The organism is uncultured Fibrobacter sp. (genome assembly GCF_900316465.1).
Lineage (GTDB): Bacteria > Fibrobacterota > Fibrobacteria > Fibrobacterales > Fibrobacteraceae > Fibrobacter.
The window spans coordinates 19,690-31,837 of record NZ_ONDD01000017.1 but is presented as its reverse complement, the minus strand read 5'-3'; the positions used below and the strand labels follow the sequence as shown (position 1 = coordinate 31,837).

Sequence of the window (12,148 nt, the reverse complement as noted above, 5' to 3'; positions counted from 1 at the left end):
AACAATAATCGGCGGTTCATCCACGTCGGTCACATTCAACGAAACCTTGGCGGTATCGTAGAGACATGCGCCATCGTACTTGCCCGATGTCGAATTCAGTTCGCAGTTCTTCACCTGAACATAGAAGGTGAACGAAGCTGTCGGCAACAAAGCCTCATAATCCAGAGCCTTGACATCGGTCACAATAATCGCATTGGAATCCATGTCAAACGGGATATTCTTTGTGACCCTATCAATGATAGAGTATTCCAAGTGGCCGAATTTCTTGACATTTTTAATATCCGGATCAGATGCAGGCAACTTACCGACAACGGTACTATCAGGCGTATTTTCCTTAACAGAAATTGTCGTATCAGCATTTGCAAACACAGGAGCTTCGTTCACGTCAACAAGATTGATAACGCGATCTATTGATGCTGTACCGCCATCAACATCGGTTACAGTCAGTTTAACATCGTAGCTAGCCTTAAGAATTTCATAGTTAATATTGCTCTTAACAGCAAGCTTCAACGTGTCACCCTTCATATACACATAGAAGTAATCACCAGCCTTACCGCCAGTTGCATTGTCTGTAAGCGAAACAGCCATGGTTGCAATCTGACCCTTATCCGGATCCTTCACGATAAATTCGTGAATAACCATGTCCAGCGGAGAATTTTCTTCAACATAGTAAGGACCATTACATTCTGCCGGAGTATCGGTATCCTTACATTCGATAGTCGGCGGTTCCGGAACGTTCTGGATCATTACCGTTACTGGCTGAGTGGTTTCGAGACAAGCAGCACCAGAAACAGGCTTGTTCGTTGTCGGATTCCATTCGCAGTTCGTCACCTTGACGTCAAACACATACTTGACGATATTGGACAATTCAAAGTTCAAAGAGTCCGGATACTTCACGACAATCGTGTCATTACGCATCTCGAACGGAACCGTTCCATTCGGGTCAAGGATTTCATATTCCAAGTGACCGAACTTTGCCACGTTCTTGGTATCCGGATCCTTAGCGACCACAACACCGACAGAATCACCCTTCTTCAGGTTTTCCTTCGGGTAAATGGTATACACGGAAGCATGAGTACCAGTATAGTCCTTGTTAAGGTCAGTAACACCCGTAATCTGCGGAGTTTCGTTAACGTCCTGGATATTGATTCTACGATCAATCGAAGTATCCAAGAGATCCTTATCCGTCACAGAAATGGTCAAATTAAAGTAAGCGTCATTCGTTTCATAGTCAATATTCTTCTTGACCTTGATACTCAAAGTATCGTGAGAGATATCGGCATAGAACAATACAGCTTCTTTATTCGTCTTTTTGTCGATAATCTTCGGAACAAGTGTAGCCAATTGACCAATATCCGGATCAGACACATGGAATATGTGAATTACAGAATCGATCTTGGAATTTTCAATGGCGAGGTACGGGCCCAAGCAATTATCATCATCATCAAAGCATTCAAGTACAGGCGGCTCCGGAACGTTTTCGATCTTTACCGTGACCTTATGGGTAGCAGTCAAGCAATCCTTTGTCCACGAGCCATCAGAAGCCATTTCGCAGTTGTCAACTTTTACGGTAAACGTATAAACGCTATCCTTAGTTTCATGATTCATCTTAGATGCATCATTGACAACAATCACAGAGTCCTTCATCTTGAACGGAATGCCCGTTTCAACGATAGAGAAATCCAAATGACCATACGCAATCACATTATAGATGTCGGGATCCACGGCATTGACAACACCAACCGTGTCACCTTTCTTAGAATTTTCCTTGGGTCTGAGTGTATCAAACGCACCCGCCGTGAGAGCCAACTTAGGATCATAAATCTTATCAATCGTCGGCACTTCATTAACGTCAAGAACGTTAATGGTACGAGCAGACGAATCGCTAACAGTTTCGCCCTGTTTAAGACGGAACATCAATTCAAAAGATGTTTTAGTTTTAGCAAGCGTTTCATAATCAAGGGCGCTAGCAACGGTCATCTTGACATATGCCGTATCATAAACGCCAGAAACATTTATTGCTTCACGCACAAGTTCAAACTTAAACAACTTCGATGCAGCGGCAGAATCCTTTCCACCAACAATAAGAGTATCCAACTTAAATTCATCATCATCCAAATCGATGTTCTTTACAGGAATCTTAGCAAATTCTGTACCAACTGCAGTCCTTTCTTTAACATCGTAGGATTTGACTTTATCATTAAATTCAGGGCCATTCATATCAGCGATAGTCAATTCAAATTCACCATCGCGCAAATTATTAGGCATCACGGCGCCAGTCAAGCCAGAAATTTTCAAAATGAGTTTTTCGTCCGTCTCCTTAACACCATCTTTCCAAACGTTGATATAAATCTTTTGATCATCCGCCGGTTCATAGGCATCTCTCTTAATCGTAACAGATTTTGTGCTCTGTCCACAAATCGGGAACGTAGCCTTCGAACCAGTCACACCAATTTGGAAGTCCGTTTTATCCGCATATCCTGCACCTTTATTAACCACATCAAAGCAGTAATTGAAGTGCACATCAACCTGAGCCTTAGAATCAAGCTTTATCGGGACCAGAGCATCTTCGTTGTTTTCAGGGAATTTACCGCCAGAAATAGCCTTCGGGTCAATATTCAATGTATCCGGATCAAACGGCACATAACGGAAACCAGTTCCATCAAAGAACGCATTGATTGTAACCGTATGTCCCAACAACTGACCAGCCAAAGTCATTTGCTGTTTAATCAAAATATCTCCACCCAAAATAAACGTACCCTGAATGGAGTCCGTATTCGCCGCAGCTTCATAAGTCAACCCGCCAGCAGAATAGAACAGCAAATTACCAGCATAATCAACGTTATCCACGCCAACAGCATTAGCAACGGACCACGTCATATTAATCGAATTAAACGTGTTTTGAGTAGAAGACCATCCACCAGTTCCATCATAACCACCATGATCATTCCAACTACCCTCGCTATATGTATGCAAAGAATCCATATAGACAATACGGACCTTACGAGTTGTAGCACCAAAATCAATGTCGTTTTTAACAAAAATTCGTGTTAAACGACCACCATAAGGCATTCTAATAACAAGAATACTGTTATTATGGAATTGAATACCATCTACATAAAAATCATAAATTCCTTCGCCAGGAGGAACATCAATGAAAGCCAATTCTTTGTCAAGATCTATTTTAGCGTGTACATTGGTCCACTTGTCAGGAGAAGTTTCCGTATAAGGAATAGTTAAACGCTCATTAACTTTCGGGATTGTATCTGGGCAAGCAGACCCGAAATTATTATCAATAACGGCACTGTACAAAGGTTCAACAGTCCCTGAAATACACTGAACCCCAAAAGCGTCACCACTCCAAGTATCATAACCACGACGAACACGTCCCGTCACACGAACAGGACCGGTTGTAAGTGTGTCCAAGCCATTACTTAAAACAATATCGCCTCCAATCAGAATCGGACCGCCAACAATGTGACGATCATTTCCTTGAGACATATCAAAATTACCATCGGCAGTACCAAACCAACCAGAACTATCTGTAACTCGAATAGTCTGTCCAATAAAGGTGATACCTCTCTCACCAAAGATTTTGTACTTCATCAAGTTGTCCCAAAAAGCCTGCTGGGAATCATGAGTACTACCACCATTGGCAAAATGGAACGGCTCAACATCCGCCGCAAAAGCGGGGACCGCCAAGGCCATGACAAGGCCGATTTTAGTCATTATGCTCTTTCCAAACCACATAATAAACTCCTAAAAATTTTTGAGTGTATAACACTCCCCTATTTTTTTACCATAAAAGATACAAAACTTTCAATAATATTACAATAGTATTGTTGAATAAAGTGTTAACAAGTTGTTGTTTTCCTTACAATTTTGCCCCTTTTGGGGTAAAAATGACAATTTTGCGTGATGACCGACACCCCAAACCAGCACCCGAAGTCCCATCCTTAAGCAAAATAAATTTTACATCCGAACTATTTCATATTTTTTCTTGTAAATTAAATGCCATTTCTAACAAATTACCCCCGAGCTTTGGCCCGGGGGTTTTGTATAACATTTTACGTACGAATTCTTATTTTTTGTTTGCCGGGCGCTTATATCCAAATGCCTTCAGCATCTCTTCCTTGGTCTTTGTCACGTCACCCTTGGTCTTTGTAGAAGTACCACCGAGCGGCGGAACTGTGCAGCGCAGCTGATTGCGCAGGTTCGCATCAACCTTGTACAGGTAGGCGCCAGTAGCCAAAAGCTTGCCGTTCTTGGCATGTACATAGCCATCCTTATCCGGTTTCAGTTCAAAGTAAATCTGCGTAACGCCGGCACCGTTTGCGAAGCTCGGATCGTTCAGTTCCTGCGTAAAGCTGTACTTGCCCACGAAATTGCCGATAGTCGTGTAAATCCAGATGTCGAGTTTCAAGCTGGAATTGTACAAGTTAAACTGGCTCAAGTCGCTGGGGATCTTGGTACCATCTTCGCAGAATTCAGACACGTATTCTTCGACCGTATATTCCTTGTAATCCTTCTTTGCCGTAGCATCGAGCTTAGAAGTATCGATACCGATACCGGCAGAAGAAATCTTACCGTTAGCGAGCAGCAAGTCGTCCAAGGTGGCAAGGCCGCTCACGCTACCGCTCTTGCCGTCGTTAACCGTCGGGAGTTTCACGTCGAGAATGAGCGTCGGGCCCAGGTGCTTAGAGCTCTTGGTATTTGCATACGGCTTTTCGCCGCTGCCTTCCTGGGTCTTGAAGCTGCCACCAATCAAGGTTTCCACTTCTTCCTCGGTCGACGGGTTCCTTACGCTAACCGCGAAGGTCTGGCCCTTCTTGGGCGGATTGTCGGCGTAGTATTCGTCAACCTTGTCCTTGTCGATAATCGTCACCGGACGTTCCACAGAGATATCGAGGTCCTTGCCTTCCTTCATGAACACGCGAACCGTGTCGGCAGCGACGTTGCCCGCCTTGTCCTTGTAGAAGCGCACGATAACGTTCGGTCCCTTCACAAGTCCCTGCGTAGTCAAGGTATCCTGCTTTTCACCGTTAACGGTCCATTCAACATTCACGTAGTTGGCATGAGACACCTGGTTGTCCATCGGCGAAAGGATTTCAACAACCGGAAGCGTCTGGTCGAGCACCACGAATACGGACTGTTCGGCCACGTTGCCATACTTGTCTTCGTAGGTGAATGTCACCTGGTAGCCACGGTCGCCATCCGGATTCTTGACCAAGTTGCCCCTCTTGTCGACAACGTAGGTCAGCTCAAGAGTCTCGCCCGACACTCTGTCGAGATATTCGTAAGAGACCTTGAAGATTCCGGCAGAGGCGTCTTCGTTCTTGGTGGCAACAAAGGAACCGTTGCCATCGACGTTCAAAGCCTTGCCCGTCGTTGCGTCGGCCTGGTAAGAAATCGTCACCAACTGGCCGTTGATTTCGGTCTGGTAAGACACCGTAATCACTTCGATAGAATCGACCTTACCCTTTTCGTTTACAACGGCCTGCTTTACGATATTACCCTTGGTGTCGGTCACGTAGCTAACCGTGACTTCGGTACCGGCAATCTTTGTCGGGTAAGAGTTCAGAACGCTGGTGCCGTTAATCGGGGTTCTCGTAGTATTCGGGTTCAGTTCGTCAAGCGAAACCGTCTGCTTTGCAACAGTCGAAAGGGCGTCGTAAGTCTGCTGCGGTACCGCCACCTTCTTGGTGAGGTCAACCTTTTCAAACTTCAAGGTGTCCCTGGTTTCACCCATGATCGGGTCGTAATCCGTAATATACACATTGATACTGCGTACGGAATCCTTCACATACACATTCGTGTCACCAGCTGCCGGCTGTTCCACAATGGTATAGATGTTACTTGCGAGGTTAGCTTCGCCACCGGCATCAATCGTCACCTTCGGCGAGACATCGCTAAAGTAAGCAATAAAGCAATCCTCGGCGCAGCCTTCAAAGCCGTCCACATCGCAGGCTTCCTTACAGATCTTGTTGTAGCCCGGATCAAGAATCGTGTCTGCACAGGTCAGGTTCTTCTTGTTCACTTCCCAGCAAACATTGATAGAATCCTTGTTCGTGTAGATGATTTCCGGATAATGCCAAGTCGTATCGACATTGCTTGCCACCGGAATTTCAATAGTCGGAGGCGGAACATTGATCAACTGCACGACAATATTCTCGATGTCGGAACCACCGCGGCCATCTTCAACCATGACTCTGATCGTAATCGTCTGATTCTTTTCGTAGTCAAGCCTATCGCATTCCTTGGTCGTCACCACACCGCCTGCAGACACATCGAAGCACTTGCTCGGGTCATTGACAAGCGTCCAGGTGAGCGGATCGCCATCGTTGTCGATAGCTTCCAAGGTATCCACCACCGTGCCAGGATCAGAATTTTCCTTGACCTTGATGGTATCCGTAACAATCTTCGGATTTTCGTTCACATCGTTAATCGTGATCGTCACCGTCTTGATTACAAAGAGAGTCGGATCGTTCTTGTCGGCGAGCATTACATCGATCGCATAGGTATGCGGTTCGGTTTCGTAATCAAATTCCTTCTTGGTGGTAATCACGCCGGTCTTGGAAACAGCGAAAAGATCTGTATCGCCACCCACAGCGGTGAATTCATCTTGTCTGAATACACCCACAGAGTCGTTTTCACCCCATACAAGCGTACCAACAACCGTTCCCGGAGCTTCATGTTCATCGATTTCAAATTCCTGGTCTTCCAAAATCGGATTTTCGTTGACGTTGCCAATCGGAATGATAACCGTGGTGTCGGCTTTCATCTTGTTTTCAACATCTTCTACATGAACTTGAATATCGATGGACTGAATCTTTTCGAAATCAAAGATGGTAGAATCCTTGACACGAACCGTACCATCAGGGTCAATCGTAACAAAGTCGCTATAATGGCTGGTATCGCTCAAGCTGTACACGCAATCGGGGCAACCAATCGTACCATGAATGCCACGCAAAGTATCGATCGGCGTACCGTTATTCGGATTTTCGTCGATTGTATTCAAAACAGTCTTTTCGAATGTCAGCGGCGGCAGGTCCGGATCGCTGATTTCCAAAGTGATATAACCATCATGAGAACCGTCCTTCAGCGTTGCAGCATTCAGGTTCTGAATGATAATTCTAAAGGTTTCTTTTCCCGGCTTACTATCAGTACCTTCATCAATTTTGTCATCGAGGGCCGTCAAGATGATTGGCGTTCTAAGGTTCACGCTATCAATATCGAAATAAGCCTTACCCGGGTTGACACATTCCGTTCCATTGAACAAAGGAATATCTGCAGTGGCGATATCAGCGCGAGCGGCGTTACCATTGGGGTCTTTACCGTCTACAGTGCCGTTAAAATCAAAGCAGTATTCAAAATCAATAGTCGTTGTCGCCTTTTTGTCCAAGGAAATCTTAACTGTATCCTGCTTATGGCCTTCGACCAAATAAGTCTTTACACCTTCTGCCGTACTCAAAACAGGAGGATCAAACGGCACGTAGCGGAAGTCATCGCCTTTAAAATCATAACCGATATCAAGTTTATTGCCAAGGAGCTGACCAGCCAAGACCAAGTTGGATCCCACTTTAAGCGTTCCCATCGTCAAGAAAGATCCCTGGAAGTACGCATCCCCATTCATGGACGACCAGTTAATATCATCTTTACAATGGAACAAAACGTTTCCTGCATACTCTTTATTTTCTACATAAACCGGATTCGTTACATTTGTCCAAGAGCCTCCTATATATTGGGCGCCTTCACCAACATAAACAACCTGAATCATCGAACTTGACGCAGCGTTGACCGTACCATTCAAGAAAACTCTTAGCAGGCTTCTTGGAGACTCCATACGAATATAGAGTTTTGAACCAGCATTAAAAACAAGATCTCCATTAATGTACAGATCATACATTTTTAAAGTGTCTTTACCAACAATTTTTATAGGCGGAACATCAATATATTCGCTTGATCCTACGGACTTTGTTGAGCCAATAACATCAATCACCGTAGCATAACCTAAATCAGTTGTTGCAGGAACATCTGGAATAGAAAGGTACGTCGGGACTTCGGGCACGCTGTCATAAGAGCACATACCAACCTTGGCTGCACCACCTTGAGCATAACGCCCAATCTGTTCACCCGCATTTGTAAAATCGTCGTCCAAGTTATGCTGTTTCTTTGACGCCGTCCCTTCTATACAATATGTACCATAAAACCTATTTCCATTCGCGCCTGCCGTAAAATTTTCGGTAACACGAACAGGACCACTTAGGAAAGCATCATTTCCTGTATCAAAATTAATACTACCACCCACATAAATCGGGCCACCTAGATTATGTTCACCATCTGTAAAGAGCATGCCATTTTTAGCGGTACCTATAGCACCGTTGACATCAGGCGTACTTGCATGCCCCATGGTAATACCTTCGGTACCCCACATCTTGAAGGTCATCAACTTGTTCCAATAATTTTGGTGTTGAACCTTCAATGCGTCGTCTATTGAACCATCCGCATTGTAATACGTTGTAAGACCATCGAAAACCAACGGCGCGACGTCTGCAGCGGAAGCAACCCCCGCTACAATCAGAACGAGCCATAACTTGTTTAAAAAGTTTTTCACGTTGTTTACTCTAACCATCTTTTACCCCCCTGTATTTTAACAGGATTATAACTCCTGTCCCAAAAATACATAAAAAAACTTTACATAGGTTACTTTTTCTTCACAAAACTAGTCATTTTCATGGACAGATTGTCCAAATTCGTCCAAAAAAAGGATTTTGTCGCTTTCTCTTGACAAATATCACGATATATTGCTAAATTGCGGGTTCCTAGGCCCTGCGCAATGACTATTTGCGGGCAACTCGCCAGGGCGAAAGCAGCAACGGACTTGTGAATTTTTATGTGCTCAGGTCGCCTAGGATTTTTTATTTGCCCTTAACAGGGCTTTTTTTGTTGAGATTTTATGATTCTTTGGACCATTCGCCACACCAAGCCCTACAACCCGAACGACGTCTGCTACGGTAGGCTCGATTTTGACGTTTCCCCCACTTTTGAAGACGAAAGCGACGGAGCACTGAAGGCATTGATCGGAGCTGGCGCCAAGCCCACGCGCATGTTCACTAGCCCCCTCAAGCGCTGCCTGCGCCTTGCAGAAAAGGCCGAGAAGGCAACCGGGCTCACCATGGAAAAGCGCGAAGAAATCATCGAGATGAACTTCGGTACATGGGAAGGTCAGAAACTGACAGCAGTGCCGCGCGAAGAAATGATGGCCTGGGCTCGCGACCTGCGTGGTTATCGTTTTGAAGGCGGGGAATGCTTTTACGACATCGACCGCCGCGTGCAGTCTTTACTGGACACGCTCGATGACGACGGCGAGTTCCTGTGGATTACACACGCTGGCGTGATAGCCGCCCTGCAGCATTTCGCCTGCGGACTCCCCGACGAACAGTTCGTGGAAGGCGCATTCAGCTACGCCATGGTTACCCGATTTGAATTCAAGCGCAACGCCGACGGGCACTACCGCGGGACATTCACGAAGATTCACGACGGCATCCAGATGGCGCCGTTGAAGATTGGTTAAAAATCAAAGGACAGCAAAGCCTGGACACCGCCGCCCAGCTGCGGCAGTACGGCCAAGTGCATGGGGTTGTCGAAGTCGCTGAGCAAAGCATCGACAGCGGCATCGCCAATGGAATACAGATAAAGTAAAGCAATCGCCCAAATGTATTGGTTGCGGTTCTTTCGGTAATAGGTAACGCGTTCGTCTACACGTTCATATTCTTCGGACGTGGTGCTTTCGCGCTCTACAACGTGCTTGCGATCCAGGTAGTATTCCACCATGTTCTGCGATGTCCAAATACTGGTGGCAGAACCGATAAAGGCCATGTACAAAAGGCCCTGCTTGCCGAACTCACGGTTGTACATTTGCCCGAAACCGGGGATAATGGACCAGAGCAAAGCCTTTTTCATGCTCCTGAGTTCTACGCTGCGGTAATTGTTGTTGTACCAAATTCCAAAGGCATCAAAGAAACTGTACAGGTAAAGGCCGTATAACCAGGCGGTTTCGGCCTTGCGCAAGTCTTCCTGTTCCATTTTCTTGTCGCTCTTTTCGTGGACGCGGCCAATGAATTCGGTTCGCTTGGAGTGGTATGCCGCAAGGCTGTCGCGATTCGTTTCGCGAAGCATCTTGTTGGTATAAAAGGCCACAGAATCGCGGAAGGGTTCCGCCTGTTCGAGCACGCGCTTGTGCTGGTAGCTCTTGTTAGCAGTCACCTCGTACAAAAGCAACAGTTCGATACCCGTAATAAAGCCGCCACGCACGTAATGCTCAGTATAATACTGGCCGCCGCCCGGGAAAATCGCAAACAGCATGGTAAGCGGCAAGGAATTGCGCTTGGTAGGGATATCCCATTCATTAACGGAGAGTGTATCGATTGCGACAATACCCGTCTTGCCCTTTTGCAAGGGGTCAGCCCCCGCAATGGAATCGGCTGCCGTCGAATCGACTTTCACAGAATCAGTCTGCGCCCATGCAACCGTCCCGAAAGACAGCGCCAAAAACAAACAAAATACTATCGAGCGCAAAAACATCGGGAGGAAAGATAGTAAAATGAATAGTGAAAAATATTTACAAAACTGTGGTCTGCTGTAAATAAGATTTCTATTTTTTGGGCACAATTCAGTTAGGAGACAACATCATGTTAAAAAGAGTCATTCTCGCGGCAGCTATTGCAACCACAGCCTCTTTTGCCACATGGGATTACTTCCCTGTTAAAGAAAGCCACAAGGGCCAAGCCACCGTTCAGTTTGACGACCTCATACAGGACAAATGGCAAACATTCACCCTTACAACCGGAGTTCGTTTTTCGCCAGTCCAAAACTTTGAATTCGGCATAAAGCTCCCTTACGTACTCTTTTACCTTTACGATGGCAAGAAGGAAAACAGCGCCAATGGTGCTGGGGACCTTGAAACAATGTTTAGGTACCAGTTCTTGTCGAACATGAACGCCTTCTTGGACGTTACCGTTCCTACTGCCAGCTCAGAAGTGTACTACCCGGATTATCCGTTCGCCTTCCATTTCGGCATTCAATATTCAGAGAAGTTCGGCTTCGTGAATCTTGGTTCTGAACTTGGCTACAAAATCGTAACTCGTGGCGAAGACAAGGTTTCGCCCCCGAACGAACTGAACGTGGGAATCGAATCGGACTTTGAATTTTCACAGATTGTAACCCCGTACGTCGGACTTAACCTGTACATGCTCGTCGGTAAGTTTACCTATGAAGGCGAAAATGAAGGAAAAAGCCACACGGGCGATCTGGGATACGAGCCCTATGCCGGTTTGAGCATTGCCTTCAACGACATTATTTCTCTTGACCTTCATGGAAGTATTCTTACTGGCAGGGACTACCTAAAGACTACGTCGTTTATCGACAAGGCAAAAATCACTGTAGGCACCGGCCTCTACGTCAATTTCTAATTCCAATTCAACCCTTTTTAACAGGCCCCAGGTTACACCTGGGGTTTAATTTTTTACTTTTTTTAGCGGAGACACTCCATTGTCAAAATATGACATAAACTTTATGTATATTTGATAACGTAAAGGAAACGACATGACAAACGAAACGGACAACGAAATGAATATCAAGGAACTTGCGCAAGCAATCCAGAAAGCGCTCTTGGCACGCGGCGAAATGATGGCCACCGCCGAATCGCTCACGGGCGGCCTGGTTGCAAGCCACATTGTAGATATTCCAGGGAGTTCCGCCATTCTGGCCGGGGGCATTGTGGCCTACCAGAACGAGGTAAAGGAATCCCTGCTCGGCGTCCCGCACCAAGTGCTCGAAAATCAGGGCGCAGTCTCGGCCGAAACGGTAAAAGCCATGGCCGAAGGCGCCCGCAAAAAGTTCGGTTGCGAATGGGCAATCGCCACTTCCGGAATCGCAGGCCCTACCGGGGCAGAACCCGGCAAACCTGTCGGTACCGTATGGATGGCTGTCGCCAATAGTTTGCAAAATGAGGCCTTTTGTAAAATTTTCGAAGGAAATCGCACCGAAGTGCGCGAAAAAAGCGTGTATAGTGTATTGGGCAAGCTACTTTTTTTACTGAATAACCAAAAAAGCACTTGCACAAGTGAACACTAAATGTTATATTTAA

The 12,148-nt window shown here is 45.9% G+C and carries 5 protein-coding genes and 1 other RNA gene; 4 read left to right on the top strand and 2 right to left on the bottom strand.

What is annotated here, in order from left to right; all coding sequences use genetic code 11:
• Positions 1–4,081: 4,081 nt before the first annotated feature.
• Entirely contained in the window at positions 4,082–8,632 is a 4,551-nt protein-coding gene (locus QZN53_RS08060) for a cadherin repeat domain-containing protein (protein WP_163438508.1), read from the bottom strand.
• Between the two features lie 188 nt (positions 8,633–8,820).
• On the opposite strand from QZN53_RS08060, the gene ffs reads away from it, so the two are divergent.
• Positions 8,821–8,917, top strand: an RNA gene (gene ffs, locus QZN53_RS08055) — signal recognition particle sRNA small type.
• 39 nt (positions 8,918–8,956) lie between these two features.
• Entirely contained in the window at positions 8,957–9,574 is a 618-nt protein-coding gene (locus QZN53_RS08050; protein ID WP_163438507.1) for a histidine phosphatase family protein, read from the top strand.
• Here QZN53_RS08050 and QZN53_RS08045 read toward each other — a convergent pair.
• The gene (locus QZN53_RS08045; protein ID WP_163438506.1) at positions 9,571–10,551 is read right to left on the bottom strand and encodes a DUF5683 domain-containing protein; all 981 of its coding nucleotides are present in this window, start codon (positions 10,549–10,551) and stop codon (positions 9,571–9,573) included. The two genes, QZN53_RS08050 and QZN53_RS08045, sit on opposite strands and share 4 nt — an antisense overlap.
• A 140-nt stretch (positions 10,552–10,691) precedes the next feature.
• On the opposite strand from QZN53_RS08045, the gene QZN53_RS08040 reads away from it, so the two are divergent.
• A complete protein-coding gene (locus tag QZN53_RS08040; protein ID WP_163438505.1) occupies positions 10,692–11,471 on the top strand; it encodes a transporter in 780 nt (259 codons plus the stop codon).
• A 133-nt stretch (positions 11,472–11,604) separates the two neighbouring features.
• On the top strand, positions 11,605–12,135 hold the full coding sequence (locus QZN53_RS08035) for a CinA family protein (protein WP_163438504.1): 531 nt from the start codon (positions 11,605–11,607) through the stop codon (positions 12,133–12,135).
• The last annotated feature ends 13 nt before the right edge of the window (positions 12,136–12,148 follow it).

Bases quoted from the DNA above. Each gene is read 5' to 3' on its own strand.
- QZN53_RS08040 (WP_163438505.1), top strand. From the start codon at position 10,692: ATGTTAAAAAGAGTCATTCTCGCGGCAGCTATTGCAACCACAGCCTCT.
- QZN53_RS08050 (WP_163438507.1), top strand. From the start codon at position 8,957: ATGATTCTTTGGACCATTCGCCACACCAAGCCCTACAACCCGAACGAC.
- QZN53_RS08035 (WP_163438504.1), top strand. From the start codon at position 11,605: ATGACAAACGAAACGGACAACGAAATGAATATCAAGGAACTTGCGCAA.
- QZN53_RS08060 (WP_163438508.1), bottom strand. From the start codon at position 8,632: ATGGTTAGAGTAAACAACGTGAAAAACTTTTTAAACAAGTTATGGCTC.